Annotated in this window: 24 protein-coding genes and 1 tRNA gene; 7 read left to right on the top strand and 18 right to left on the bottom strand. The window is 70.6% G+C overall.

What is annotated here, in order from left to right; translation table 11 throughout:
* The first annotated feature begins 797 nt into the window (after nucleotides 1–797).
* Nucleotides 798–885, top strand: a tRNA-Ser gene (locus tag ACZ6TV_RS01930).
* A 208-nt stretch (nucleotides 886–1,093) separates the two neighbouring features.
* Here ACZ6TV_RS01930 and ACZ6TV_RS01925 read toward each other — a convergent pair.
* The 10 genes from ACZ6TV_RS01925 to ACZ6TV_RS01880 all read right to left on the bottom strand — a co-directional run bounded on the left by ACZ6TV_RS01925 (nucleotide 1,094) and on the right by ACZ6TV_RS01880 (nucleotide 10,918).
* Nucleotides 1,094–1,849 carry a 2-phosphosulfolactate phosphatase gene (locus ACZ6TV_RS01925; RefSeq protein WP_465294297.1) on the bottom strand — a complete coding sequence of 252 codons (756 nt, stop codon included), beginning with the start codon at nucleotides 1,847–1,849 and terminating at the stop codon, nucleotides 1,094–1,096.
* A gap of 2 nt (nucleotides 1,850–1,851) precedes the next feature.
* The gene (gene purL, locus ACZ6TV_RS01920) at nucleotides 1,852–4,293 is read right to left on the bottom strand and encodes a phosphoribosylformylglycinamidine synthase subunit PurL (protein ID WP_465294295.1); all 2,442 of its coding nucleotides are present in this window, start codon (nucleotides 4,291–4,293) and stop codon (nucleotides 1,852–1,854) included.
* A complete protein-coding gene (gene purQ, locus ACZ6TV_RS01915; RefSeq protein ID WP_465294293.1) occupies nucleotides 4,290–4,970 on the bottom strand; it encodes a phosphoribosylformylglycinamidine synthase subunit PurQ in 681 nt (226 codons plus the stop codon). Before purQ ends, purL begins: the two co-directional genes overlap by 4 nt.
* Nucleotides 4,967–5,233 (bottom strand): phosphoribosylformylglycinamidine synthase subunit PurS, encoded by a 267-nt coding sequence (purS, locus tag ACZ6TV_RS01910; protein ID WP_465294291.1) that lies wholly within the window; start codon nucleotides 5,231–5,233, stop codon nucleotides 4,967–4,969. The genes purQ and purS overlap by 4 nt, the downstream gene beginning before the upstream one ends.
* A 173-nt stretch (nucleotides 5,234–5,406) precedes the next feature.
* Nucleotides 5,407–6,870: an adenylosuccinate lyase gene (gene purB / locus ACZ6TV_RS01905; RefSeq protein ID WP_465294289.1), complete on the bottom strand. Its 1,464-nt coding sequence runs from the start codon at nucleotides 6,868–6,870 to the stop codon at nucleotides 5,407–5,409.
* 33 nt (nucleotides 6,871–6,903) lie between these two features.
* On the bottom strand, nucleotides 6,904–7,164 hold the full coding sequence (locus ACZ6TV_RS01900; RefSeq protein WP_465294287.1) for a hypothetical protein: 261 nt from the start codon (nucleotides 7,162–7,164) through the stop codon (nucleotides 6,904–6,906).
* Between the two features lie 5 nt (nucleotides 7,165–7,169).
* A complete protein-coding gene (locus ACZ6TV_RS01895; protein ID WP_465294285.1) occupies nucleotides 7,170–7,367 on the bottom strand; it encodes a hypothetical protein in 198 nt (65 codons plus the stop codon).
* Nucleotides 7,368–7,380: 13 nt separating this feature from the next.
* Nucleotides 7,381–7,962 carry a MarR family transcriptional regulator gene (locus ACZ6TV_RS01890; protein WP_465294283.1) on the bottom strand — a complete coding sequence of 194 codons (582 nt, stop codon included), beginning with the start codon at nucleotides 7,960–7,962 and terminating at the stop codon, nucleotides 7,381–7,383.
* Between the two features lie 39 nt (nucleotides 7,963–8,001).
* Entirely contained in the window at nucleotides 8,002–9,597 is a 1,596-nt protein-coding gene (locus tag ACZ6TV_RS01885; RefSeq protein WP_465294281.1) for a sugar ABC transporter permease, read from the bottom strand.
* Nucleotides 9,598–9,631: 34 nt separating this feature from the next.
* Complete coding sequence (locus ACZ6TV_RS01880; RefSeq protein ID WP_465294896.1) at nucleotides 9,632–10,918, bottom strand: acetyl-CoA C-acetyltransferase; 1,287 nt, start codon at nucleotides 10,916–10,918, stop codon at nucleotides 9,632–9,634.
* A 101-nt stretch (nucleotides 10,919–11,019) separates the two neighbouring features.
* Between ACZ6TV_RS01880 and ACZ6TV_RS01875 the strand changes: the two genes are divergently transcribed.
* From ACZ6TV_RS01875 to ACZ6TV_RS01855, 5 genes are all read left to right on the top strand, one after another.
* The gene (locus ACZ6TV_RS01875; protein WP_465294279.1) at nucleotides 11,020–12,333 is read left to right on the top strand and encodes a 3-oxoacyl-ACP reductase; all 1,314 of its coding nucleotides are present in this window, start codon (nucleotides 11,020–11,022) and stop codon (nucleotides 12,331–12,333) included.
* A 10-nt stretch (nucleotides 12,334–12,343) separates the two neighbouring features.
* Nucleotides 12,344–13,150 (top strand): MaoC family dehydratase, encoded by an 807-nt coding sequence (locus tag ACZ6TV_RS01870; RefSeq protein ID WP_465294894.1) that lies wholly within the window; start codon nucleotides 12,344–12,346, stop codon nucleotides 13,148–13,150.
* A gap of 65 nt (nucleotides 13,151–13,215) precedes the next feature.
* The gene (locus ACZ6TV_RS01865) at nucleotides 13,216–15,540 is read left to right on the top strand and encodes a hypothetical protein (protein WP_465294277.1); all 2,325 of its coding nucleotides are present in this window, start codon (nucleotides 13,216–13,218) and stop codon (nucleotides 15,538–15,540) included.
* Between the two features lie 27 nt (nucleotides 15,541–15,567).
* A complete protein-coding gene (gene rffA, locus ACZ6TV_RS01860) occupies nucleotides 15,568–16,725 on the top strand; it encodes a dTDP-4-amino-4,6-dideoxygalactose transaminase (protein ID WP_465294275.1) in 1,158 nt (385 codons plus the stop codon).
* Nucleotides 16,722–17,312 carry a GtrA family protein gene (locus ACZ6TV_RS01855; protein WP_465294272.1) on the top strand — a complete coding sequence of 197 codons (591 nt, stop codon included), beginning with the start codon at nucleotides 16,722–16,724 and terminating at the stop codon, nucleotides 17,310–17,312. Before rffA ends, ACZ6TV_RS01855 begins: the two co-directional genes overlap by 4 nt.
* A 493-nt stretch (nucleotides 17,313–17,805) precedes the next feature.
* Here ACZ6TV_RS01855 and ACZ6TV_RS01850 read toward each other — a convergent pair whose 3' ends face one another.
* The 7 genes from ACZ6TV_RS01850 to ACZ6TV_RS01820 form a co-directional block, all read right to left on the bottom strand.
* Nucleotides 17,806–17,967 carry a hypothetical protein gene (locus tag ACZ6TV_RS01850; RefSeq protein WP_465294270.1) on the bottom strand — a complete coding sequence of 54 codons (162 nt, stop codon included), beginning with the start codon at nucleotides 17,965–17,967 and terminating at the stop codon, nucleotides 17,806–17,808.
* An 81-nt stretch (nucleotides 17,968–18,048) separates the two neighbouring features.
* Nucleotides 18,049–18,978: a glycosyltransferase family 2 protein gene (locus ACZ6TV_RS01845; RefSeq protein WP_465294268.1), complete on the bottom strand. Its 930-nt coding sequence runs from the start codon at nucleotides 18,976–18,978 to the stop codon at nucleotides 18,049–18,051.
* 44 nt (nucleotides 18,979–19,022) lie between these two features.
* Entirely contained in the window at nucleotides 19,023–20,252 is a 1,230-nt protein-coding gene (locus tag ACZ6TV_RS01840) for an acyl-CoA reductase (protein ID WP_465294892.1), read from the bottom strand.
* Nucleotides 20,246–21,292 carry a LuxE/PaaK family acyltransferase gene (locus ACZ6TV_RS01835; RefSeq protein WP_465294266.1) on the bottom strand — a complete coding sequence of 349 codons (1,047 nt, stop codon included), beginning with the start codon at nucleotides 21,290–21,292 and terminating at the stop codon, nucleotides 20,246–20,248. The genes ACZ6TV_RS01840 and ACZ6TV_RS01835 overlap by 7 nt, the downstream gene beginning before the upstream one ends.
* Nucleotides 21,289–22,677, bottom strand: coding sequence for an AMP-binding protein (locus ACZ6TV_RS01830; protein WP_465294264.1), 1,389 nt, complete (start codon nucleotides 22,675–22,677; stop codon nucleotides 21,289–21,291). The genes ACZ6TV_RS01835 and ACZ6TV_RS01830 overlap by 4 nt, the downstream gene beginning before the upstream one ends.
* 110 nt (nucleotides 22,678–22,787) lie before the next feature.
* Nucleotides 22,788–23,537, bottom strand: a complete 750-nt coding sequence (locus tag ACZ6TV_RS01825) for an SDR family NAD(P)-dependent oxidoreductase (protein WP_465294262.1) — start codon at nucleotides 23,535–23,537, stop codon at nucleotides 22,788–22,790.
* A complete protein-coding gene (locus ACZ6TV_RS01820) occupies nucleotides 23,521–23,766 on the bottom strand; it encodes an acyl carrier protein (RefSeq protein WP_465294260.1) in 246 nt (81 codons plus the stop codon). Before ACZ6TV_RS01820 ends, ACZ6TV_RS01825 begins: the two co-directional genes overlap by 17 nt.
* Before the next feature lie 106 nt (nucleotides 23,767–23,872).
* Between ACZ6TV_RS01820 and ACZ6TV_RS01815 the strand changes: the two genes are divergently transcribed.
* Nucleotides 23,873–24,367 carry a GNAT family N-acetyltransferase gene (locus ACZ6TV_RS01815; RefSeq protein WP_465294258.1) on the top strand — a complete coding sequence of 165 codons (495 nt, stop codon included), beginning with the start codon at nucleotides 23,873–23,875 and terminating at the stop codon, nucleotides 24,365–24,367.
* Here ACZ6TV_RS01815 and ACZ6TV_RS01810 read toward each other — a convergent pair.
* Nucleotides 24,364–25,587, bottom strand: a complete 1,224-nt coding sequence (locus tag ACZ6TV_RS01810; protein WP_465294256.1) for an FAD-binding oxidoreductase — start codon at nucleotides 25,585–25,587, stop codon at nucleotides 24,364–24,366. The two genes, ACZ6TV_RS01815 and ACZ6TV_RS01810, sit on opposite strands and share 4 nt — an antisense overlap.
* Nucleotides 25,588–25,719: the final 132 nt, after the last annotated feature.

The following is a 25,719-nucleotide window of genomic DNA, read 5'->3' as shown; positions in this document are numbered from 1 at the left end:
CCGCTCCTGCCCCCATGGCCCCCACTGCCCCCACGGCCCGCGGTGCGGCCATCCTTGGCCCTGGGCCGGTCCTTGGGTCGGCTGCGCTGTGGGCTCAGCTGTCGGCTCTGTTGTGGGCTGCGTTGTGGGCTGCGTTGTGGGCTGCGTTGTGGGCTGCGTTGTGGGCTGCGCTGTGGGCTCTTTTGTGGGTTCCGGGGCCGGCTCGGTCGTCGTTTGCGGCTTCGGTACCTGGGGGACCTTCGCCTTTTCGACCCGCTTGACCTGAGTCTTGGCCGCCTGCTGTTGCGGCCGGGCCGGCGCGGCAAACGTCTTTGGCGGCTCACCCAGGTCGAGGACCGGCTGGGGGGCGGCCGGGACGCCATACAGGTTGACCGGGTCCGGCACGGCCATGCCCAACGCTCTGTCCTGATGGGTTGCCGCCCGCGGCCCGGTGGTGCTCCCCTGCTGTGGCGGCTCCCAGCCGGCCGCGCCGATCACCACTCCCAGCGCTGCCACCCCGACCCCACCGGCGACCAGCGCCATCAACGGATGCCGGACGATCCGCCGGTGCCTGGTGACGTACGCGACCCGTGGATCGTTGAAGAAGAGATGCATACCCTTGGCCCCCGCCCCTAGATTTCCCCTGGCCCTGAGTCTGCGCAGCGCACGCTATTCAGGTGCGACATTTGGGGCGGAGTGTCACGATGTCATCTGGTCGCGGTCGCCCGGTCCGCCACCGCCCCAACACGTCCGGCGTCCCTCACACGGGTGAGCAACACCGCCCCGGGACGATCTGGCAGACTGTTCGACGTTCCACTGGAGGGCTCGCCTAGTGGCCGATGGCGCCGGTCTTGAAAACCGGTGAGGCGTTCCGCGTCTCCGTGGGTTCGAATCCCACGCCCTCCGCAGTGTTCCGCCGGCCTCCGGCCGTCCCCCGTAGGGGATTCTCACCCCACACCCCCAATGCTCGCTGAAGCTCGCACTGCCTGCGCTCGCGCGCGGCAGGCTCACGCGCGTGCGCGCGGCATCAGGGTGGCTGCGCTTCGTCTGGGCGGCGCTCAGCCACGCCGAGCGCTTGTGGCCCAGGCGGCCTGTCAGCGGCGTCTGGCGGGTCTCAGGCGGGGGCGAAGGACTGGCCGCTCAGGACCGGGACGGTGTGGGAGATGCCGGACTGGGCGGCCAGGCGGACGTCGTCGGTGAAGCCGCGCTGGATGAGTTCCTGGCCGCTGACGCAGCGGCGGACGGCGGCTGTGACGTTGCGGACGGCGGCCAGGGCGGCGAGGGTGACGGCGGACTCGACCGAGAGCGGGACGCCGAGCATCGACAGGCCGTCCAGGACCGCGGCGGCGCCGAGGAGGTCCTCGACGCAGGGGCGGAGGGTGCCGTCGGGCCAGAGTTCGCCGGCGGCCACGACGCCGACGGGAGACGAAACAGTGCCGTGGCCGTTGGCGTGGAGCCAGCGGGACACGGCGGGGGCGTTGCGGAGGCAGGCGGCGACGACCGGGACGCCGGTGGAGGCGGCCGCGGAGCAGATGGCGGCGCCGTTCGGGGAGGGCAGGACGAGTTCCGCGGTGAAGGGGGCGGCCTGCAGTGCGGCTGGGGACAGTGACCACGGGGAAGTCTTGGAGACCTGGCCACGGCCGACGGCGACCGCGGCGCCGATGCGGTCGGCGTACGCGCGGGCCTGGTCGCTCCACGGGAACGGGTGGACCCGCATACCGCGGCCGACGGCGATGTCGACCGCGGTGGAGAAGGACAGGACGTCGACGACGACCAGGACCGAGCAGACGCGTGCCAGCTCAGCGGCGCCCGCCGGGCCCCAGTCGAAGCGGGCGCCCGAGCCGGGCTGGCTGAAGACGCCCTCGGTCATCGTCAGGCGTCAGGATCGGCGGGCGGCACGTCGTCCGGCTCGGAGGAAACCTGGTCGGACGAAACCTGGTCGGAGGAAACCTGGTCAGCCGACGACGCGTCAGGGGAAGCCGGTTCAGCGGAGTCCGAAGACGCAACCGAAGACGCAGACGCGTACTCGGGAGCGTCCGTGGACACATCGCCGAACAGAGACGGCAGCGTGCCCTTCCAGGCCGAGCGCAGCTCGTCCAGCGAGATCGTGAACTGTCCCCGCACGTCCAGCGCGCGGCTGCGGCCGTCGACCGTGCCGATCGTGACGGCCGGCAGGCCGTGCTGGGCGCACAGGGCCGCGAAGGCCTTCTCGTGGCCGCGGGGCACGGACACCAGGGCCCGGGCCGTCGACTCGGAGAAGAGCGCGACGAACGGGTTCAGCCCCTCGGGCAGGGTGATGTTGGCGCCGTGGTCGTACCGCAGCGTCGTCTCGACAAGGGCCTGCGCGAGACCGCCGTCGGAGAGGTCGTGCGCGGAGGACAGGTGGCCGCGCTCGCCCGCCTCGGTGAGGACGGAGGCGAGGATGCGCTCCCGGACCAGGTTGACCCGCGGCGGCTGACCGCCGAGGTGGTTGTGCGTCACCCAGGCCCATTCGGAGCCGGACAGCTCCTCCTGCGTCTCGCCGAGCAGCATGATGACGTCGCTGTCGCCGCCGAAGCCCATCGGGACGCGGGAGCCGACGTTGGACAGGACGCCGAGGACGCCGACGACCGGGGTGGGGTGGATGGCCTGGGAGCCGGTGGAGTTGTAGAAGCTGACGTTGCCGCCGGTGACGGGGATGCCGAGCTCCTGGCAGCCGTCGGCGAGGCCGCGGACCGCTTCCGCGAACTGCCACATGACCTGCGGGTCCTCCGGCGAGCCGAAGTTGAGGCAGTTGGTGACGGCGAGCGGGGTGGCGCCGGAGGCGGCCACGTTGCGGTAGGACTCCGCGAGGGCGAGCTTCGCGCCGTTGTACGGGTCGAGCCGCGCGAAGCGGGCATTGCCGTCGGTGGAGATCGCGATGCCGAGGCCGGTCTGCTCGTCGATGCGGATGATGCCCGAGTTCTCCGGCTGCGCGAGGATCGTGTTGCCCTGCACGTAGCGGTCGTACTGCTCGGTCACCCAGCTCTTGTCGCACAGGTTGGGGCTGGCGGCCAGGCGCAGCAGCGTCTCGCGCAGCTCCACGCCGGTGCGCGGCCGGGGCAGCGTCTCGGCGCGGTCGGCCTGCAGCAGGATCAGGTCGGCGGGCTCGCGCATCGGCCGGGCGTAGACCGGGCCGTCGTCGACGAGGGAGCCGGGCGGGACGTCGACGACGACCTCGCCGTGCCAGCTGATGACCAGGCGGCCACCGTCGGTGACCCGGCCGATCGCGGTGGCGATGACGCCCCAGCGCTCGGCGACGCGGAGCACCTCGTCGAGCTTGCCGGGCTCGACGATGAGGAGCATGCGCTCCTGCGACTCGCTGGCCAGCACCTCCTGCGGGTCCATCGACGCTTCGCGCAGCGGCACCAGGTTGAGGTTGACGTCCATGCCGGTGCCGGCCGACGCGCTGGTCTCGGTCAGCGCGCAGGTCAGGCCCGCCCCGCCGAGGTCCTGCACACCGACGATGAGGTCCCGCTCGTACAGCTCGAGGCAGCTCTCGATGAGCAGCTTCTCGATGAACGGGTCACCCACCTGCACCGACGGGCGGCGGGCCGGGCCGTCGGCGTCGAAGGTGGCGCTGGCCAGGACGGACACGCCGCCGATGCCGTCGCGGCCGGTCTTGGCGCCGAGCAGGACGACCACGTTGCCGGGGCCGTGCGCTTCCTTGTTCTGCAGGCGGTTGACCGGCAGCACGCCGACGCACAGCGCGTTGACCAGCGGGTTGCCCTGGTAGCAGGGGTCGAAGACGACCTCGCCGCCGATGTTGGGCAGGCCGAGGCAGTTGCCGTAGCCGCCGACGCCGGCGACGACGCCGGGCAGGACGCGCTTGGTGTCCTCATGGTCGGCGGCGCCGAAGCGCAGCGGGTCCATCACGGCGACCGGGCGGGCGCCCATGGCAAGGATGTCGCGGACGATGCCACCGACGCCGGTCGCCGCGCCCTGATACGGCTCGACGAAGCTGGGGTGGTTGTGCGACTCGACCTTGAACGTGACCGCGATCTCGTCGGAAATCTTGATGACCCCGGCGTTTTCCCCGATCCCGGCCAGCATCAGGTCGGAGGGCGGGGCCTTCTCGCTGAACTGCCTCAGGTGGACCTTGCTGCTCTTGTACGAGCAGTGCTCGCTCCACATGATCGAGTACATGGCGAGTTCCGAGCTCGTCGGCCTGCGGCCCAGGATCTGCTTGATCCGCTCGTATTCGTCCTCGCGGAGACCGAGCTCCTCGTAGGGCTGCTCTTCGTCCGGGGTCTCGGTGGCGTGCGGGACGGTGTCGAAACCCAGCGTGGCGGTCATACACGAGCTCCCAGGTGTGCGAGCACGGACGTGAAGATGCCCAGCCCGTCGATCGACGGGCCGGTCAGCACCTCGACGGCGTGCTCCGGGTGGGGCATGATCCCGACGACGTTGCCGGCAGCGTTGGTGATCGCGGCGATGTCGTGCAGCGAGCCGTTGGGGTTGCCGCGGACGTACCGCGCGACGACCCGCCCCTCGCCTTCGAGCTCGTCGAGCGTGCGCTCGTCGGCCATGTAGCAGCCTTCGCCGTTCTTGACCGGGATGACGATCTCCTGGCCCTGCTGGAACCCGCCCGTCCACGCGGTCGCGGTGCTCTCCACGCGCAGCGCCTGGTCACGGTTGCGGAAGTGCAGGTGCTGGTTGCGGGTCAGCGCGCCCGGCAGCAGGTGCGCCTCGCACAGCACCTGGAAGCCGTTGCAGATGCCCAGCACGGGCAGGCCGTCGCCGGCCGCCTTGACGATCGAGTCCATCACCGCGGAGAACCGGGCGATGGCACCGGCCCGCAGGTAGTCGCCGTAGGAGAAGCCACCCGGCAGGATGACGGCGTCCACCCCATACAGCTCGGCGTCGGCGTGCCAGAGCGAGATCGGCGCCGCGCCGGTCAGGTGCACGGCGCGTGCGGCGTCGCGGTCGTCGAGCGAACCGGGGAACGTGACGACGCCGATGCGGGCGGTCACTGCTCCGCCTGTTCGACGAGGCTCGGCGTCTCCTCGACCCGCAGCGTGAAGTCTTCGATCACCGGGTTGGCGAGGAGCTTGTCGGCGATCTCGCGGGCCCGGTCGAGGTCGGCGGCGCCGTCGAACTCGATCTCGATCCGCTTGCCGATGCGCACGGATGCCACGTCGGCGACGCCGAGACGTGGCAGCGCGTTCGCGACCGCCTGACCCTGGGGGTCCAGGATCTCCGGTTTGAGCATGACGTCCACCACGACGCGGGCCACGGGGCACTCCTGACAGTTGAGTCGGGCGCTCGAGGGCGAGCGACACGAGCCTACCGGGCGGGGCTCCGCCGCAGATCACCGGCCGTGTCACGGTTCGGTTGATCACGCGGCGAGGCCCGAAACATCGCCCGACACGCATCTTAGCGGCCCGCTCAGGCGCCAAGATCCAGCGCTCACAGGATGGGCGGCGGCACGTAACTCCCTGCCTCGGGGTGCTTCGCCACCACCGCTGTCACCGCGTCCGCAATGGCGCTGACCTGCGCGGATGCCGCTCCGACGAACTGCCGCGGGTCCGCGACCAGGGCGTCGATCTCGTCCTGGGTCAACCGCAGCCGCTCGTCGCCGGCCAGCCGCCGCAGCAGGTCGTTGTCCTGGATGCCCTTTTCGCGCATGGCGAGCGCCACGGAGACGGCGTGCTCCTTGATCGCTTCGTGAGCATCCTCACGGCCGACGCCTTTGCCGACGGCGGCGACCAGGACCCGCGTCGTGGCCAGGAACGGCAGGTACCGGTCCAGCTCACGGGCGACGACCGCCGGATATGCCCCGAATTCGTCGAGCACGGTCAGGAATGTGGCGAACAGCCCGTCGACGGCGAAGAACGCGTCCGGCAGCGCCACCCGGCGCACGACCGAGCACGACACGTCGCCCTCGTTCCACTGGTCGCCGGCCAGCTCGCCGACCATCGACAGGTAGCCCCTGGTGATCACGGCGAGCCCGTTGACCCGCTCGCAGGAGCGCGTGTTCATCTTGTGCGGCATCGCCGACGAGCCGACCTGCCCCTTCTTGAAGCCCTCGGTCGCCAGCTCGTAGCCGGCCATCAGCCGGATCGTGGTGGCCAGGCTCGACGGTCCCGCGACCGCCTGCGCCAGGGCCGACACCACGTCGAAGTCCAGGGAGCGCGGGTACACCTGGCCGACGCTGGTCAGCACGGTGCCGAAGCCGAGGTGCTCCGCGACCCGGCGCTCCAGCTCGGCGGCCTTGTCAGCGTCACCGCCGAGCAGGTCCAGCTGGTCCGCGGCCGTGCCGACCGGCCCCTTGATCCCGCGCAGCGGGTAGCGCTCCAGCAGGTTCTCGATCCGCTGGTACGCGATGAGCAGCTCCTCCGCGGCGCTCGCGAACCTCTTGCCGAGGGTGGTCGCCTGCGCCGCGACGTTGTGCGACCGGCCGACCATGACCAGGTCGTCGTACTGCCTGGCGCGCGCCGCGAGCCTGGCGAGCGCCGCCACCATCCGGTCCCGGACCAGCTCCAGGGACTTCCTGACCTGCAGCTGCTCGACGTTCTCCGTCAGGTCCCGCGACGTCATGCCCTTGTGGATGTGCTCGTGCCCGGCGAGCGCGGAGAACTCCTCGATCCGCGCCTTCACGTCGTGCCGGGTGCTCCGCTCCCGCTCCGCGATGCTGTGCAGGTCGACGTCGTCGAGCACCCGCCGGTAGTCCTCGACCACCCCGTCCGGCACCGCGACCCCGAGGTCCCGCTGCGCGGTGAGCACGGCGAGCCACAGCCGCCGCTCCAACCGCACCTTCTCCTCAGGCGACCAGATCGCCACCAGCTCAGGCGACGCGTACCGACCAGCAAGCACATTAGGAATCACGTGCCCTATTCTCTCCCGCCCCACCGACGCGACGGCGCGGGGCATCCCACCCCGCCCGCCGCCGCAACCCGGCGCGGGTCAGTAGGGACTCATCTGGTCCACGACCTTCGCGGCCAGGTCGATGATCTCGGAGACCTTCACCCGGTCGACGACCACCTCGTCCGCGGTCACCTCAGGACGGTGGGCGGACGGGTATTCCGCGTCGTTGCGCCGCCGGCGCATCCGGTCGAAGGGCCGCAGGACGCCGCCGAGCGGCGGGTCGAGCTGGGCTCGCACCGCGTCGAGCACGGCGATGTGGCCGCCGGAGCGGGTCGGCCGCAGGCCCTGGTTCTCCAGCACCGCGGTCAGCGCTTTCGCGCGGCGTCATACGCCAGCTGATACGCGCCGACGGGGTCTGCCGTGGCGATCGTGCCGGCGGCCGCCAGGTGGCGGCGGGCCTGGTCCAGCATCGCCTCGGCTTGCTCGCGGCTCGGCGGCACCCGCTCCAGCGAACCTTTCGCCAGCATGTCGTCGAGCGTCGCGCGGCCCTGCTCCCAGCGCATCTCAGGCCGCATCTCAGGCCGCCAGGTCGAGCTCGATGGACGGCCTGCCGTGCACCGACCGCAGGAACGGGTCGTCGCCCGGCTCGCGCCAGGCGGCAGGCGTCACGGTGTGCACGTTGACCTCCCGGCCGAGCCTGCGCTCGGCGGCGGCGGCGGCATCGAACACGTCGTCGGGGTCAGGGGCACCGACGACAAGGACGTCCAGGTCGCCCGGGACGGGGCCCGGCTCGCCGCGATACCGGGCGGCCCAGGAGCCGTAGATGTAGGCGCGCTCGATGCCGGCGACCGGGGCGAGCGTTTCTCCGATAATGGCCATAGGGCCGTATGTTACCGCAAGCAGGTCGGTGAGTGGACGGGTCACGACCGTCGCCTGATTGGAGCGGATGAGCCGCAGGTTGCCCTGACGGCGGTCGAGCACCAGGCCGGCGTCGACGAGGCGGTCCGCCTCGCGGCTGGCGGTCGAATGCGACACGCCGAGCCGCCGCGCCAGGTCGACGAGCGGGAACTCCTCGTCCGGGTGCAGGTAGAGCCACGCCAGCAGCTCACCCTGGAACGGCGAACGCAGGATCGGCAGCAGCAACGACGAAGCTTGCACACCCTGCATACTACCTTGCAGGGTGTGCAAGTTGGCAGGTCAGGTGCGTGGCGGGTGGTCGCGTTCGGGGAGGCCGACGCGCAGGGCGACGCGGTCCAGGTAGAAGACCTGGGCGGCGGCGACGCCCAGGAAGAGCAGCAGGACCAGCCACACCGGCATCAGCTGGGCGTAGGGCAGGTCCGTGCTCGCGGTGCGGCGCATGAACGTCTCCTGCAGGAGCCGGTTCTGCGCGGTCGCGTGGTCGCCGGCGGCGGTGATCAGGGGCCAGATCAGGTCCTGGACCTGGACGAGCCAGGTCGCCACGTAGGCCAGGCCGAGCATCGGCAGCGCCGGCAGGAGGACGCCGGTCCACGGGGCGGGGCGGCCTTCCTGGAGGAGGACCTCGCGGCGCTGGGCCTGGCCGCGGAAGAGCAGCGCCAGGATGAACAGGGCCGGGATCGCGACCCGGGACGGCGGGATCAGGCCGAGGAACGAGTTGAGCCGGTCGGCGGTGGCGCCCGCGGCGTAGTTGCGCAGGGCGAGGGGGGCGGAGCCGACGAAGAGGAACAGGCCGAACGGCAGCAGCAGCCACTCGCTGTGCCGGCCGAGGGGGCGCAGGCCGCTGATCCCGAACGCGGCGAGGGCGGCGACGGTGACGCCGATCAGGGTGGAGATGACCGGTGGCAGCCAGGTGTTGACGAACGTGGACGGGGCGCCCTCGCGGCCGGTGCTGGTGATCTCCGACAGCCACGGCGACAGGCCGGACCAGACGGTGCCAAGCGTGGCGAGCAGGAGGACGCCGCCGACGACCCAGGCGACGATCGGCTGGGTCTTGGAGACGGCGGCGAGCGGCGCGTCCACCTCGAGGCGGGTGCGGGGCAGGATCACCAGGAGCGTCGCGACCAGGCCGAGCAGGATCAGCGGCACGAGGAGGGTCACCGAGGTGGCCGCGCCGGCGCCGAAGCTCATCGTGCGGAAGGAGACCTCGTACATGAGGCGGGCGGGGGTGAGGTCGGCGCGGGAGCCGAAGCCGCCGAGGAACGCGAACGTGAAGTCCTGCAGCGCGACCGCGATGACGGTGAGCACGGCCAGGCCGCCGACGACGAGGGCGGCGGGGACGGGGCTGCGGGGCGAGTCCAGGGTGCGGCGGCGCAGCGTGGCCAGGTAGGCGGTGGTGGCCAGCGCCACGACCAGGCCGAAGGTGCCCAGCCAGTACGACGCCCGGGTCGACGTCGAGTCACGCAGGGCGACGGCGATGGCGACGGGCGCGTAGGCGGCGATCGGCAGCGCCAGGATGATCCGGGTGATCCATCTCGCCCGGGTGCCGCCGGCGTTCGCGGCCCACGCGAGGGCCGGGGACAGGATCAGTACCAGCAGAATCGGCACGACGGCGAGGCTGAGCGCGAACCAGTGGGCGTCGGCGAGGCGGCCCTGCGCGTAGGCGTCGTCGTAGTTGTCCCAGCCGGCGGCCGCGCCGCCCTCGGACAGTCGCAGCCCGTTGAACTCGCGGAAGCTGGAGCGCACGGTCCAGTACAGCGGCTCGACGTAGGACGTGAGCAGCAGCACGAGCGCGGGCAGGGCGAGGATCAGGCCGACGGCGACCTGCCAGCCGGGGCGGGGCGTCGGCGGCCGGAGCATCGTCGGCTGGATCGTCATGGCGTCAACGATATGGGTGAATCCACGGCGGCGCTCACCTCGAAAGGATCGCGGTCACCCCTTGCCCGCCCGCGGCGCAGATGGAGATGAGGCCCCGGACCTTGCGCCGGCCGGAGCCGCGCTCGGCGAGCAGCTTGGCCAGGGTCGCGACGATCCGGCCGCCGGTCGCGGCGAAGGGATGCCCGGCCGCGAGCGACGAGCCGTTGACGTTGAGCCGGGAGCGGTCGATCGCGCCGAGGGGCTCGTCGAGGCCGAGGCGCTCCTTGCAGAACGCGGGGTCCTCCCAGGCCTTGAGGGTGGCGAGGACCTGCGAGGCGAAGGCCTCGTGGATCTCGTAGAAGTCGAAGTCCTGCAGCTTCAGCCCGGTGCGGGCGAGCAGCCGGGGCACCGCGTAGGTCGGCGCCATGAGCAGGCCGTCGCCGCCGTGGACGAAGTCGACCGCGGCGGTCTCCGCGGTGTCGAAGTAGGCCAGGACGGGCAGGTTGTGCGCCGCGGCCCAGGACTCGCTCGCCAGCAGTACCACGGCGGCGCCATCGGTCAAGGGTGACGAGTTTCCGGCCGTCATCGTCGCCGACGCTCCACGGCCGAAGACGGGCTTCAGGGTGCCGAGCCGCTCCAGCGACGTGTCGGGCCGCAGGTTCTGGTCGCGTTGGAGGCCGAGGTACGGCGTGATCAGGTCGTCGAAGAAGCCACGTTCGTAGGCGGCGGCCAGCTGCAGGTGCGAGGCGAGCGCCAGCTCGTCCTGCGCCGCGCGGGTGATCCCGAACTCCAGCGCGGTCAGCGCCGCCGAGTCGCCCATCGACAGCCCGGTCCTGGGCTCGGAGTTGCGCGGGATGTCCGGTTTGAGCTGGGTGGGGCGGAGCTTGCTGACGGCGCGGAGCCTGGCGCCGAGCGAGCGGGCCCGGTTGAGCTCCATGAACACCCGCCGCATGTCCTCGTTGACGCCGAGGGGCGCGTCGGAGGTGGTGTCGACGCCGCCGGCGATGCCGGACTCGATCTGGCCGAGGGCGATCTTGTTGGCGACGAGGATCGTCGCCTCGAGACCGGTTCCGCAGGCCTGCTGGACGTCGTACGCGGGAGTCCGCGGGTCGAGGCGGGAGCCGAGCACGGATTCACGCGTCAGGTTGAAATCGCGGCTGTGTTTGAGCACCGCACCCGCCGCGACCTCGCCGAGTCGCTCCCCGGCCAGGCCGAACCGCGCCACCAGTCCATCTATAGCGGCAGTCAGCATGTCCTGGTTTGATGCAATGGCGTAGGCACTGCCCGAGCGCGCGAAGGGGATGCGATTACCGCCGACGATCGCCACTCGTTCCGTGGTCATTTCGGGGGCCATCGGAGTCTCCTTCAGTGCGACAGGGCAGCCTGGCGCTACCCTACTCGTGAGTAGGTTAGCGCGTTTGTTGTGACTGGGGAGGCACTGCAATGACCGATCGCTACGCCAACTTCGCCCACTCGGGCGCCGGGAAGTTCTTCATCAGACGGCTCGGCCTGCCCGACCCGCCGAGGCTGCGGCGGCACGATCCGGACAGACCACTCATCGACGGCCAGGTCATCGTCAACGGCGGCGGCCGCCTGGTCGAGCCGGTCCGCAAGCTCCTGGAGAGGCTCGGCGCGCCACTGGAAGGACCCACCGCGGCGCTCGTGTTCGACGCGACCGCCATCGTTGACACAGACGGTTTGCGCACTCTGTACGACTTCTTCCACCCGCTGATCCGCACCCTGCGTAGCAGCGGCCGGGTGATCGTCCTGGGCAGCCAGCCCGAGCTGTGCGCGGACGCGCGGGAGGCCACCGCCCAGCGGGCCCTGGAGGGCTTCGTCCGGTCCGTCGGCAAGGAGATCGGCCGCGGCGGGACCGCGCAGCTCGTCTACGTCGCGCCCGGCGCCGAGGAGGCGATCGAGTCGACGCTGCGCTTCCTGCTGTCCGGCCGGTCGGCGTACGTGTCGGGCCAGGTCGTCCGGGTCGGGCCGGCCGCGATCGACGTGCCCGAGGACTGGGACCAGCCGCTCGTCGGCAAGACCGCCATCGTGACCGGCGCCGCCAGAGGTATCGGTGCCGCGATCGCCGCGGTGCTCACCCGCGACGGCGCGCACGTGGTCTGCCTCGACGTGCCCGCCGCCGGCGAGGACCTGAGCAGGGTCGCCAACGAGCTCAAGGGCACCGCGCTGCAGCTCGACCTGACCGCCGGCGACGCGCCGCGCCGGCTCGCGGACTTCATCGCGACCCGGCACGTGCACGCCGACATCTTCGTGCACAACGCCGGGATCACCCGCGACAAGACGCTCGGCAAGATGGACGCCGGTCAGTGGCAGTCGGTGCTCGACGTCAACCTCGGCAGCCAGGAGCGGATCAACGAGGTGCTGCTCGCCGAGAACCTGCTCGGCGGCAACGGCCGGATCGTCGCGGTCTCCTCCGTGTCCGGCATCGCGGGCAACCGCGGGCAGACCAACTACGCGACGTCGAAGGCGGGCGTCATCGGGCTCGTCCAGGCGCACGCCCCGGCGCTCGCCGCGGCCGGCCTGACCCTCAACGCGGTCGCGCCCGGCTTCATCGAGACGAAGATGACGGCCACCATGCCCATGTTCATCCGCGAGGCGGGCCGCCGCATGAACAGCATGTCGCAGGGCGGGCTGCCGGTCGACGTCGCCGAGACGGTCGCGTGGCTGGCGAACCCCGCCTCGGGCGGCGTCACGGGCAACGTCGTGCGGGTCTGCGGACAGAGCCTGCTCGGTGCCTGACCTGGAGCGGATGCCCCGCCTGGGGCCTTTGTACCGGGCCGCGGCGCTGCGGCGCGGGGTCTCGGCGGACCCCGCACTGCCGGCGGACGCGCTCACGGTCGGCGGGGTCACCGTCGACCGTGCCCACCTGGCCGAATACAACCGGGTCTGCGGCTTCCGGCTGCGCGACGAGCTGCCCGCCACCTACCTGCACGTCGTGGCGTTTCCCCTGGCCATGGCGCTGATGACCGGGCGGGACTTCCCGTTTCCGCTGCTCGGGCTGATCCACGTGCAGAACCGTGCCGAGGTCCACGGTCCGCTGCCGGCCTCCGCCGCCTTCGAGGTGTCGGTGCGAGCCGACGCCCTGCGCCCCCACGACAAGGGCACGCAGCTGGACATCATCGCCACGGCCACGGTCGACGGCGGGCTCGTGTGGTCGTCCACGTCGACGTACCTGCGGCGCACCAACCGCTCCTCCTCGCCGGGTGTCCCGTCCGCCGCACCGTCGCCGCATGCTGTGTGGCGGGTACCGCGGCGGGTCGGCACCGACTACGCGGCCGTGTCCGGGGACCGCAACCCGATCCACACGTCGCGGGTCCTGGCGAAGGTGTTCGGGTTCCCGCGCACGATCGCGCACGGCATGTGGACGAAGGCCCGTTGCCTGGCGGCGCTGGAGGGGCGGCTGCCGGACACGTACACCGTCGACGTGGCCTTCAAGCTGCCGATCCTGCTGCCCGCCACGGTCGGCTTCGAGGCGGTCGCGCAGGGTAAGGGGTGGGATTTCGGGGTGCATGATGGGCGTTCCGGCAGACCGCATCTGGCCGGGACCGTCAGGTAACCTGCTCAGCGCCAGAGCCATCGTTTCGGGGGGCCCAGACCGTGCAGACCGCCACCTCGCCCAGCGTGACCGGCCCTGCCGCGGAGCCGTCGGTCACCCGCCGGTGGGGCGTGCTGACCTCGGGCTGGCTGCCGCCGGCGCTGCTGTGGGTCGCGACGACCGCCGCCCTGTGGTTCTTCGAGGTGCCACCCACCACGACGATCGTGTTCACGCTGTATCTGGCGGCGGGCATCGCGCTGCCGGGGACGCTGTGGTGGCGGTTCCTCAGCCGCGGCGGCGGGTTCTTCGTCGCCGACGTCGCGGCCGGGCTCGCGCTCGGCTACATCGGTGAGGTCTTCGTCTACATCGGCGCCCGGTTCCTCGGGCTGCCGCTGCTGGTCCTGGCCTGGCCGATCGGCACCGTCGCGGCGTTCCTGCTGGTGCCGTCGCTGCGCCGGTTCTGGCGCAGCGCCGCCGACGCGCCCGTCCCGCCGCTGCTGTGGCGCTGGATGCTGACGCTGATCGCGGGCATGACCCTGCTGTGGAGCTTCAAGTTCTACCGGCTGTATGGGTTGCGGTTCCCGTACAACTCGACCCCCGACACCGACTCGACCTTCCACCTCGCGCTGGTCGGCGAGGCGAAGCACCACATGCCGATGATGGTCCCGTGGATCACCGACGAGCCGCTCTGGTATCACTGGTTCGTCTATCCCGAGATGGCCGCCACCAGCTGGGTCACCGGGATCGAGCCGCAGGTCCTGCTGCTGCGCCTGTCGATGCTGCCGATGCTGATGGCCTTCGCCGTGCTCGTCGCCGTGCTGGCCCGCAAGGTCACCGGCGGCTGGTGGAGCGGCGTCGCGGCGAGCGTGCTGACCCTGTTCGTGCTCTCACCCAACCCGTATCAGTGGGTCACCTGGGAGTTCTACACGAACCTCGCGTTCAGCACCCTGGAGGACGGCTCGTCGCTGCGGCTCACCGTGTGGAGCGGCCCGACGCAGACCTTCGGCGCGCTGCTCATGGTGCCGCTGACGATCGTGCTCGTCGACCGCCTGCGGGAGTGGCGCGACCTGCGCGGCTGGGTGTTCTTCACGGTCCTGCTGGCCGGTCTCATGGGCGCCAAGGCCACCTATCTGCCGCTGCTGCTGTGCGGCCTGCTGCTGGTCATCGGCGTCGAGCTGGTCTTCCACCGCACTCTGCACCGCGGCGCGCTGATCGGGCTCGGCATCACGTTCGGCGCGCTGGTCTTCTCGCAGATCGTGCTCTTCGGCGGCACCAGCCAGGGCACCGAGCTCAAGCCGTTCTTCACGCTGGTCACCGGCGCGCTCGGCACCAGCACCGGCTATGCCACGGGCGAGGTCGCGAGCCGGATGGCGGTCCTCGCCGTCCTGCTGTTCTTCTGCTGGGTGTGCATCTGGGCGGGGCTCGCCGGGCTGCTGCGCCGCCGCCTGCCGGAGCCCGCCGTCGTCGCCATGATCGGCATCGGGGTCGCGGGTGCCGGCGCGACGATCCTGACCGGCCAGTCCGGTGACAGCCAGCGGTTCTTCATCGAGGCCGCCCGGCCCTATCTCGCCGTCGCCGCGATCGTCGGTCTCCACTCGCTGCTGCCCGCGGGCCGGCTGACCGCCCGCCGGGCGTGGACCCTCGTCGGGTTCGTCGTGCTCGGCATGGCCGTCACCCAGGCGATCCAGATCACCGGCCGCGGCGACGTGCCCAACATCGCCAACACCGGCTCCTATGCGGCGCTGACCCGCGACATCGTCCTGCCCTATGCGGCGCTCGCCGTCGTCGCGGTCCTGGTCGCCGCCGGGCTGCTGCTGGCCCGCCGCAAGGTCCCGGCCTCCCGGGGGATGGTCGTCGCCCTGGTCGTGGCGCTCCTCGCGGGATATGGGATCAACACCAGCTTCCAGAACTACTACAAGATCCTGTGGGACTCGACGCACGTCGGCTGGAAGAACGTCGTCAAGGGTGAGGTCATCGTCTCCGACGGCGTCCTGGAGGCCGGCCGCTGGCTGCGCGACCACTCCGACCCCGACGATCTCGTCGCCACAAACGCGCACTGCCAGCGGTGGAACAAGGACTGCACGGATCTTCATTTCTCGATGACCGCATACAGCGAACGCCGCATGTTGCTGGAGGGTTGGGGCTTCACCACGACCGCGCACGTCGAGGCCGCGAGGCTCAAGACCTGGGTCGGCTACGTGCCCTACTGGCGCCCCGAGATCCTCGCCGACAATGACGCAGCGTTCAGCAACCCGTCACCCCAAACGGTAGGACTGTTGCGCGACCGCTACGGGGTACGCTGGCTGTTCGTTGACGAAAGCCAGAACAATGTTTCGCCACAGTTGTCGGCCTTCGCTACCGAACGTTATCGGTCGGGGGTCGCTGCGGTGTATGAACTGCCGTCGGCATGACCGCTCACCGTTAGGTAGGCTCCAGCAGTGACCCCCACGAACCAACTCGCAGTTCCATTCAACAGGGCCTATCTGACCGGTGACGAGACCGGCTACATGCAGCAGGCGATGACGAGTGGACCGCTCACCGGGGACGGGCCCTTCACCAAGCGTGCGAGCGCGCTGCTCACGGAGACCCTGGGCGCGAAGCACACACTGTTGACCACCTCCTGCACGCATGCGCTGGACATGACCGCGCTGCTGCTGGACCTCGAGCCGGGCGACGAGGTCATCGTCCCCTCGTTCACGTTCTGCTCCACCGCCAACGCCTACGCGCTGCGCGGCGCCGTGCCGGTCTTCGTCGACTGCCGCCCCGACACGCTCAACCTCGACGAGCGTCAGGTCGAGGCCGCCGTCACCGACCGCACCAAGGCCATCGTCGTCGTGCACTACGCCGGCGTCGCCGTCGAGATGGACGCGATCGAGGCGATCGCCCGCAAGCACGGCCTCGTCGTCATCGAGGACAACGCGCACGGCATCGGCGGCACCTACCGTGGCCGCAAGCTCGGCTCCATCGGCGCGATGGCCACCCAGAGCTTCCACGAGACGAAGAACGTCCAGTGCGGCGAGGGCGGCGCCCTCATCTTCAACGACGACACCTACTACGAGCGCGCCGAGATCATCCGCGAGAAGGGCACCAACCGCGGCCAGTTCTTCCGCGGCATGGTCGACAAGTACCGCTGGATCGACATCGGCTCCTCCTACCTCCCGTCGGACCTGCTCGCCGCCTTCCTCACCGCGCAGCTCGAGCACTTCACCGACATCCAGCGCCGCCGCGCCCACATCTGGGACAGCTATCACCAGCGCCTCGCCACGTGGGCCGTCGAGCACGGCGTCACGCAGCCGACCGTCCCCGACGACCGTGAGCAGCCCGCGCACCTCTACTACCTGCTCCTGCCCGACCTCGACAGCCGCCAGCGAATGCTGAAGCACCTCCTCGGCCACGGCGTCCTGGGCACCTTCCACTACCAGCCCCTGCACGTCGCCCCGGCCGGCGTCAAGTTCGGCCGCACGGGCCCCGACGGCTGCCCCGTCACGGAGGACGTCGCCGACCGGCTGCTGCGGCTCCCGCTGTACGGTGCCATGACCGAAGCCGACATCGACCTCGTCATCACCGCCGCCGAGTCGTTCCAGCCCCGCGGATGACCGAGCTCATGGACACTCCCGCCCAGGCACCGGGCGCAGTGCCGGCGGCGGGCCCAGTGCCGACGGGCGCAGTGCCGGCGGGCGCAGTGCCGACGGCGGGCGCGGAGGCCGAGGCACCGCGATCCGACGCCCCGGCGCCACGGTCCTGGCTCGTCCGGACGGTGCTCGCGCTCTACAACGACCGCCGCGTGCGGTATCTCGCGGTCGGCGGCGTGTCAGCGGTCTCGTATTACGGCTTCTACACCGCGCTCTACCTGCTGACCTCAGGCGACTTCTACGGGCAGGTCTTCTTCCTCACCCCGGACCAGATGCACTACCTGGTCCCCACGGTCATCGCCAACTTCCTCTGCGGCGTCGTCACCTACCCGCTTCAGCGCTACTTCGTCTTCCAGTCGAAGGGCCCGGTCCTTGCGGGCTTCTTCAAGTTCTATCTGATCTGCCTGTGGGCGCTGCTGTTCACGTGGCTCGGCCTGCCTCTGCTCGTCGAGGTCTTCAACGTGCCGGTCCTGATCGCCCAGGCGATTCTGATCGTCGTCGCCCCGCTCATCAACTACCAGCTCAGCAAGCTCTGGGCCTTCCGCCGCTGATCCCACGCCGCTGATCCCACGCCGCCGGTCCCACGCCGCTGATTCGGCGCCGCTGATCCCACGCCGCCGGTCCCACGCCGCCGGTCCCACGCTGCCGGTCCCACGCCGCCGGTCCCACGCTGCCGGTCCCACGCCGCCGGTCCCACGCCGCCGGTCTCACCACCGGTCCCATGCCGCTGATTCGGCGCCGCTGATTCGGCGCTACCGGTCGCACGGTGCTGGTCTCACCACCGGTCCCACGCCGCTGATTCGGCGATCGAGTCCGGGCGGGCGGGGAGCCGATGCCGGCGGCGAGCGGGCCTTGAGCGGCATGCGCCAGCGCGGGGGCGGGCGATGAGGTTCCTGCTGCCGGCCGCCGCGTTCTGCAGCACGCTGCTCCTGGCGCCCGCGTCCGCGAGCCGCACATCATCGCCGCGCCTGCGGCCTCCCCCGCGGACCGCCCTGCCGCGATGCCTCACCGCAGTCCATGGTCACCACGGCCGGCCGGATGTCGTCAGCGCAGCCGGACGACGAGTTTGTTGACCGCCATGCCGACAGCGGCACCGACGATCGGGCTCGCTATCGCCGGCAGCTTCAATTGCTTCATCACCTTGGCGGTGAGCCAGGTCGTCGCGATGCCGGTCCCAACCGAAATCGCCACAGCTCGTGTGTCCATGCTTCATCCCCCCGGTGGCAGATGACCGCCAACGGCCATCACCTGACTCAGGTTTACCACCGCGGTATGACAAAAACCCGGTCAGCGGCGGGTGCTGTTGACGTGTTCGCGGATGACGTACGTGGGGCGCCCCATGCCGTGAGCGTGGACCCGGCCCAGGTACTCACCCAGGACGCCGATGCCGATGAGCTGCGCCGATGAGAAGACGGTGACGAGGGAGGCGACGGTGGTGAAGCCGGCCACGGTCGTGTCCCCGCTGAAGTACAGCCAGATGAGCCTGATCGTGAGGACCAGACCGCAGACGCCGATCAGGAAGCCGAGGTACGTGACGAGCCGCAGCGGCTTCGTCGAGTAGCCGAGGATCATGTTGACGGCGTGCTTCATCAAGGAACGGAACGTGAAGCCGGACCGGCCCTCTGAGCGCTGGTCCATGCGGACGCTCGTGGAGCCGACCCGGGTGGTGGTCCAGGACAGGACGATGTCCACCGAGACGTGGGGGCCGCTGACCTGGTCGAACCCGGCCCGAAGGAACGTACGGAAGATGCGCAGCGCGCCGAGGACGTCGGCGTTGGGGATGCCCATCGTGCGGCCCATGACGAGGGTCTTCGCGCCCCACGAGGTGAGGTTGCGGAAGGCGCCGTGCTCCTCCTGCTCGGACACCGCGTAGACGACGTCGAGGTCGTCGGTGAGGGCGTCGACGAGCTTGGGCAGCTCCTCCGGCGGGTGCTGGAGGTCGTCGTCCATGGTGATGATGCGCTCGAAGGACGCGGCTCGGATGCCGGCGATGAGGGCGTTGTGCTGGCCGTAGTTGCGGGCCATGCGGATCGCCTGCACGTGTTCGTACTTGCCGGCGAGCTGACTGGCGACGTCCCAGGTGTTGTCGGTGCTGTCGACGACCAGGATCACCTCATGATCGGGGGTGATGCCTGGCAGGACGCCGTTGAGCCGCTCCACCAGCGTCGGGAGGATGCGCGCGGAGCGGTAGCACGGAACGACGACGGACAATGACACGCTGTGGAGCTCCTCACAAAAACGTGTATGGCGAGAGTACTCCGTCAGGCCTGGATCGTGATGATGCGCGTGAACTCGTGGAGCAGGTTGAACCCGTCCCACGTGCCCGCGAACGTCAACGCCTGGCCGAACGGCACGATCCGGTCGATGCCGCGGCCGGCGAGCGTGGTGACGAAGTCGTCGAGGTCGGACATGGTGAATCCGTACTGGCTGAGCGTCTGATCCTTGCGCTGGATCGCCGGGGCGAGCTCGGCGAGTGAGGCGACGGTGACGTGGCAGATGGTGCCGGCGCCGAGCCAGTGCCGCTGCAGGTCGTCGAGACCCGCGAGGGACACGTTGGCGACGGCGTTGCCGGTGAAGGAGACCTTGGTGGCGGCGCCGGTGGCGGCGAGCCCGTATGTGGCGACGTACTTCTCGACGGCCATCGCCGGGTCGACGCCCCAGCCGCGCCGCGCGACGACCTCGCTGAGCAGTTCGTCGAACTCGGCACGGGCCTGGGTGACGTCCTCGGCGGCGCCGACCCAGAACAGGTCGCGGGGCGAGGAGCAGGCGGCCTGGTCGAACCAGTACAGGTCGTTGGCGAACCCGTCGACCGCGGCCCGGCGCTCCTCCGGGGACGACGCCTGCCAGCCGGCGACGGAGATCGCGGCGAACGAGGAGCGGTCCGGGAAGGCGAGGTCGCGGGCGAGCGGCCGGATCGGGTGCTTGCGGAGCTCGTTGACCGATTGGTCGCCGCCCCACAGGACCCGCAGGTCACAGGCGGCGATGAGGGCAGCGGTCGTCGCGTCGTCGCGGTCGTACGTGATCATGCGCTGCGTCTGCGCGATCGCGGGGTGCGCGTCGGCGAGGACGTCGTTGAGCGCCTCGAGGACGGTCTGCGCGGCGCCGGCGGCACGGGCGGAGACCCGCACGATGTTGTGGTTGCCGGCGAGGGCGGACAGCGCCCACGAGTACACGAAGATCGTGTCGACGTTGGCGGGCGGGAAGTGCAGGACCAGACCCCGGGGTGCGCGACGCTGCCCGGCGACGCCGTCGGCGAGGCGCTCGACGGCGCGGGCCAGCTCACCCTTGCGGAGGAAGAAGCCGAGCGAGCCGAGCTCGGGGTGGCGGCGGGCGAGGTCGGGCTTGAGCAGCCGCCGGGAGAAGGCGATCAGGAAATCCCGGACCCGGTCGTCGCCGACCACCAGCCGCCCGCCGACCGGCTCATCGGTGATTCCCGCCAGGAGTCGCGAAACCGAAATTTCTGGACTTTCCGGAAATACGCTTTTCACGATGCTCCTACAAACGTGTCGCTGCAGCCCCGGGCCTCGGCGCGGGGCAGCCGGCCCAGGATGGAGAAGCGCTTGCCCGGCCAGGCGCCGTCGTCGATGCCGTTGATGACGCCCATGTCCTCGGTGAGCAGGACGTGTCCCGGGTACGACTCCGGCAGCGTGCTGATCACCTCGACCAGCCCCGGCTTGCCCGGCGGCAGCGGCTCCCACGTCTCCGGGTCGCGGATCACGACGTCGGCGAAGTCGGGGCAGTACAGCGAGTTGCCGTCGGGGCCTTCGAGGTAGACGACGCCGATCTGCTCGACCATGCCGTAGAAGTTGTGGATGCGGGTCAGGCCGGTGTCGGCCTGGAACGCCCGGCGGAACTCGGCGTTGTCGACCTGCTGGTCCACCAGCTTCTTCCAGCCTCCGGAGTGCACCAGGATGCCGTTGCTGAGGTCGAGGTCGTTGTCGCGCGCCAGTTCGTACAGATAGAGCCAGACCATGAACGTGAAGCCGAAGACCAGGAAGGGCTTGTCGCCGTGCTTCGCGAGGAACCCGCGGACGGCTTCGAGGTCGGGCTTGCTGTCCTCGTCAAGGGCCCAGACGTGGTCACGGCCGAACGTGATCATGCCGAGGACGCCGGCGCCGCGGGCGCTGAACGAGCGGCGGTTCTTGATGATCGCGGTCGTGTCGACGATGAGCATCGGCAGCCGCTTCGGGCCGAGGACGGCCTGCAGGGTCTGGCCGAGCATCCTGGTCTGCGCGGCCGCGGCGGCCTTGTCGAGGTAGATGCGGCTGACGTCGCCGGTGGTGCCGCTGGAGGTCAGGACCTTGAAGACCTCGTCCTCGGGGATGCTTTTGAGCTCGTGGGTCTTGAACAGCCGGACCGGCAGCCACGGCAGGTCGCTGATGCTGGCGTAGTCGCGGCCGGGCTGATGACCTGTGGCGGCGAGGATGTTGGCGTACGCCGCGCCCCTCGCCCGGTGCTGCTCGGTCAGCTCGACCAGGCGGGGCAGCAGCTGGGCCTCGCGGTCGGGCTGGGGCAGGGTGAACACGCTCATCGTGCGGACTCCAACGCTCGATAGTCGACCTTGCCGTTGCTGAGCAGCGGCAGCGCGGGGATGCCGCGCATCTCGAAGCCCGTCCAGTGCAGCTTCAGCTGGTCTGCGAGCCGGGTGACCCGCGGGGCGAGGTCACCGTCACTCTCCACGAAAATGATGATCTTGTCGTCGCCGGAGACCGCCGCGACGGCGCCGGGCCCGGTCGCGGCGGCCAGTTGCTCGATGTCGTCGAGGTTGAGCCGGACGCCGAACACCTTGCCGAAGCGCTTGAGCCGGCCGTCGATGAACAGGTAGCCGTCCTCGTCGAGATGGCCGAGGTCGCCGGTCTCCAGCAGGCCACCGTTGTCGTCGCCGCGGGCCAGGTCGGCGGCGGACTCCGCGTAGCCCATCATCACGTTCGGGCCGCGGTACAGCACCTCGCCGACGGCGCCCGGTGCGGTGGTCTCGGTGCCGTCCTCGAGCCGGACGGTGATCGTGCCGCCGGGGACGGCGGGGCCGACCGAGCCGGGCTTCTCAGCGAGCCGCCCGGCCGGCAGGGTGGTCAGGCGGGGAGCGGCTTCGGTCTGCCCGTACATGACGAACAGCCGACCGTCGACGGCCGCCATCCGGTCATGGAAGTCCTGGACGAGCTCGGCCCGCAACCGGCCGCCGGCCTGGGTCAGCGTGCGCAGGCTCGGGTAGCGCTTCGGGTCGAACCGCAGGCGGCGCAGCATCTCGTACTGCGACGGCACCAGCGCGAGCGAGGTCACCTCGTACTTCGTGATCGCCGGCCAGAACGAGCGTGCGACCAGGCCTTCGGACTCGACGACGACGGTCGCGCCGGCGGCGAGGTGCGTGTTGAGCACCGACATGCCGAAGCTGTAGTAGAACGGCAGGCTGCTCACCGCGACGTCGGCGGCGGTGATGCCGAGCGCCTCGATGATCGACGTGGTGTTGGCCAGGATCGCCTCGCGCGACAGCCGGACCAGCTTCGGGCTGCCGGTGGAGCCCGACGTCGCGAGCAGCGTGGCGAGGTCGGGGTGGGGCGTGGCGCTCGACGGCGTGTCGCGCTCCCACAGGTCTTCGCCGCGGCGGGTGTAGCCCTTGTGCACGTCCTCCGGCAGGGGGCCGCACACGGCTGCGGGCTCGAAGCGCTCGATGAAGTCGGCGAGGATCTCGGCGGGCAGGCCTGGGTCGAGCAGGGCGAGGGGGCGGCCCGCTTCGAAGGCGCCGATGTAGCGGACGATCGCCTCGACGGTGGTGGGCGTGCGCAGGAACACCACGCCGGGTGTGAGCTCGGCGAACCCGGCGACGGCGGCGTGCACGGCCTCGCGGAGCGGCACGCCACCGAGCTCGGCGCCGGTCGCCGCGTCGATCAGCCTGGCGTCAGGGTGCAGCAGCGTCATGCTGTCAGCTCCGCGGCGTGCTGGTGCCGTTGAGGTGGACGCGGATTTTCCTCACCGTAGCACTCCCGAAAAAACAATCATGAATTCCGCGGTCGTCTCATCACGGCGTGTCATACGACCAGGCCACCGTCGACTTCGATCACCTGGCCGGTGACGAATCTGGACGCTTCGGAGAGCAGGAACGCGATCACGTCGGCGACGTCTTCGGGCTCGCCGAGGCGGCGCAGGGCGGTCGCGGCGACGCGTTCGGCGCGGCCGGTCTCGTCGAGGGATTCGAGCATCTCGGTGGCGATGAAGCCGGGGGCGACCGCGTTGACCCTGATGCCGGCGGGGCCGAGCTCCTTGGCGGCGGCGCGGGTGAACCCGGCGACGGCCGCCTTGGTGGCGCCGTAGACGACCTGGCCGGCGGCGCCGGCGGTGCCCATGACGGAGGACAGCAGGACGACCGACGGAGCGTTGCCGCGCCGTAGGAGCTTGACGGCGCCGTTGACCGTGTAGGTGGCGCCGATGGCGTTGACCGCGAACAGCCGCTCGATGGCGGCGTCGCCCATCATGCCGAGCAGGCCGGCTTCGTGGACGCCGGCGTTGACGACCAGGGCGTCGAGGCGGCGGTGGCGCTCGAAGACGAGCCGCAGCATGGCTTTGACGTCGGCGGCGTCGCTGACGTCGCCGTGCACGACGAGCGGGTCGATGCCGAAGTCGGCGGTGATCTCGTCGGCCGTGGTCTTGGCCGAGCCCTCCCGCATGCCGTGGAGGACGAGTTCGTAACCCTCGGTAGCGAGCTTGCGCGCTACGGCCCGGCCGATTCCCCGCGAGGATCCGGTGACGAGCGCGATCCTGCCGTCAGCCGGAGAACTCAACGTCGTGCTTTCCGAGGATCTCCACGGCCTTGTCGAACGAGCTGAGGTCGATCACCTCATCGGTGTCGATCATCACGTCGAACGTGTCCTCGATCTCTCCGACCAGGGAAAGGTGCGCCAGCGAGTCCCACTTTTCGATGCCCCGGTATTCAAGCTTGTCGACGTCATAGTCGTCTGGCAGCGCCAGCGCGGTGCGGAAGGCGACACGAAGACGATCGAGGTTGCTCATCAGCTCAGGGTCCTGTTCGATCGGGAAAGCGGTCTGGCATCCGCGTGCGAGTGTACCGTTGGCCGGTCTTTCAATGAGTCACGGCCGACCCTGGGGAGGTTTCCGAGTGCTGCGCGAAGCCGACGAATCGGATGTCGAGATCATCCGCCGCTGGCGCAATCACCCGAAGACCCGCGGTGCCAGTATCTACACCGCGTTCATCACCCCTGAGGGTCACGCACAGTGGTGGTCGAAGGTCCAGTCGGACCCGTCCCGCCGGGTGCTGATCTTCTCGTACAAGGGCAATGACTGCGGCGTCGTCACGTTCAACGACCACGACGAGGCGGCGGGCACTGCCGAGTGGGGGTTCTTCCTCGACGTCGACGGGCTCGAGGAGCGCGGTGAGCTGCTGCCGGCGTGGATGGAGCTGGAGAAGGCCGCGGTCGCCTACGCGTTCGACGAGATGAAGCTCACGTCGGTCGGTGGTCGCACGCTGGCGTGGAACAAGCAGGTGATCGCCCTGCACCGGCGCTTCGGCTTCGTCGAGGTGGCTTCCCGGCAGTACACCACCGAGATCGACGGCGTCGACCAGCTCGTGGTGTGGACGGAGAAGTCGCGCTAGCACGCGGACAGGCGGCCTGGGGCCATCCGCTCCTCGGGGTCGAGGGCGAGTTTCAGCCGGACGGTCGCGTCGGCGAGCCGTCCGGGGCCATACGTTTCGACGAGTTCGCGCAGGTCGGCGGGGCCGCGTAGCAGTGTGCACCCGCCGCCGCCGCGGGCCATCAGCACGGTCCGGGCGGCGTTGAGCATGCCGTCGAGCCGCTCGGCCGGGATCCCGCCGGGCAGCGCGACGTGGGCGATGCCGGCGCCGACCGAGCCGCGGACCGGCACGGGGATGCCGGCGGCGTCGCGGAGGGCGTAGACGACGGCGAACAGTTCACTCGGCTGTCCCCAGATCTTCAACGCCACGTCGTCGGCGTCGAACGGATACCGTCCCCACCAGTCCGGCGGCGCCTGTTCGACGGCGGCGCCGCCGCCGAGTAAGTGTGCGGCCGCTTCGGCCCGGGCGGCGCTGCCGGCCCGGCTTCCTTCGAAGAGCGCGGCGAGCTCGGCGGGGCGTCCGGTGCCCCCGCCGGGCAGGTCGGCCTCGATCGCGGCCGCGCCGAGCGACGATCCGACGAGTGCTTCCGTCAGCTGGTGTACCTCCCGCGGCGTGGACACGGGTCGCACCACCCAGGCGCGTGCGGAGGGCATCGGCTCGAGCCGGACGGTCGCTTCGGTGATCACGCCGAGGGTGCCGAACGACCCGCAGATCTGCCGGGTCAGGTCGTGCCCGTCGACGTGCCGCTCGAGGCTGCCTTCGTCCAGGGCGACGCGGACGCCGGCGACCATGTCGCGGGGGGTGCCGAAGCGGTGGCGCAGCGGGCCGGCCTCGTTGGTGGCGAGGACGCCGCCGAGGGTCGCGCCGGGCGAGGCGACGTCGAGGGGGATGCGCTGGCCGTGGCGCAGGAGGTGCGCCCGCAGCGCCCGCATCGGGGTGCCGGCGGCGACGGTCGCGACGAGCTCGTCGGGGGCGTGGTCGAGGACGCCGCTCATGCGGCCGAGGTCGATCAGGACGTCGACGTGTGTCGGCGGCAGTCCCCAGTCGAGTTTGGTGCCGGCGCCGGACGGCACGACCGAGAGTCCGGCGGCGGCCGCGGCGCGCAGGACGCCGGAGACCTCGTCGGCGGTGCCGGGTGCCACCACCCAGCCGGCCGGGACCCCGTCGACCCTGTCAGCGGGACCGGCCTCCCACACGTGCTCCGGCCCGCACGCCTCCGCCAACGCTTCGATCACGCTCACCGCTGCCCACGCTTCCCTGCTCACGGCTCAGCACCAGCTGGACCGTCCGACGAGACGACCACACGGGGAAGTGCTCGCCGGCGGGATTCGCGGAAGCCCGGATGATCCAGGCTTTCCCAACGACGCGTTCAA

This window comes from Dactylosporangium sp. NPDC051087 (assembly GCF_055586325.1).
The sequence above is the reverse complement of the archived record's forward strand: the minus strand, read 5'-3'. Positions and strand labels throughout refer to the sequence as shown.

Bases quoted from the DNA above. Each gene is read 5' to 3' on its own strand.
- ACZ6TV_RS01925 (WP_465294297.1), bottom strand. From the start codon at position 1,849: ATGACCGAGGGCGTCTTCAGCCAGCCCGGCTCGGGCGCCCGCTTCGAC.
- purL (WP_465294295.1), bottom strand. From the start codon at position 4,293: ATGACCGCCACGCTGGGTTTCGACACCGTCCCGCACGCCACCGAGACC.
- purB (WP_465294289.1), bottom strand. From the start codon at position 6,870: ATGCCCCGCGCCGTCGCGTCGGTGGGGCGGGAGAGAATAGGGCACGTG.
- ACZ6TV_RS01895 (WP_465294285.1), bottom strand. From the start codon at position 7,367: ATGCGCTGGGAGCAGGGCCGCGCGACGCTCGACGACATGCTGGCGAAA.
- ACZ6TV_RS01885 (WP_465294281.1), bottom strand. From the start codon at position 9,597: ATGACGATCCAGCCGACGATGCTCCGGCCGCCGACGCCCCGCCCCGGC.
- ACZ6TV_RS01880 (WP_465294896.1), bottom strand. From the start codon at position 10,918: ATGACCACGGAACGAGTGGCGATCGTCGGCGGTAATCGCATCCCCTTC.
- ACZ6TV_RS01875 (WP_465294279.1), top strand. From the start codon at position 11,020: ATGACCGATCGCTACGCCAACTTCGCCCACTCGGGCGCCGGGAAGTTC.
- ACZ6TV_RS01870 (WP_465294894.1), top strand. From the start codon at position 12,344: ATGCCCCGCCTGGGGCCTTTGTACCGGGCCGCGGCGCTGCGGCGCGGG.
- ACZ6TV_RS01855 (WP_465294272.1), top strand. From the start codon at position 16,722: ATGACCGAGCTCATGGACACTCCCGCCCAGGCACCGGGCGCAGTGCCG.
- ACZ6TV_RS01850 (WP_465294270.1), bottom strand. From the start codon at position 17,967: ATGGACACACGAGCTGTGGCGATTTCGGTTGGGACCGGCATCGCGACG.
- ACZ6TV_RS01835 (WP_465294266.1), bottom strand. From the start codon at position 21,292: ATGAGCGTGTTCACCCTGCCCCAGCCCGACCGCGAGGCCCAGCTGCTG.
- ACZ6TV_RS01830 (WP_465294264.1), bottom strand. From the start codon at position 22,677: ATGACGCTGCTGCACCCTGACGCCAGGCTGATCGACGCGGCGACCGGC.
- ACZ6TV_RS01820 (WP_465294260.1), bottom strand. From the start codon at position 23,766: ATGAGCAACCTCGATCGTCTTCGTGTCGCCTTCCGCACCGCGCTGGCG.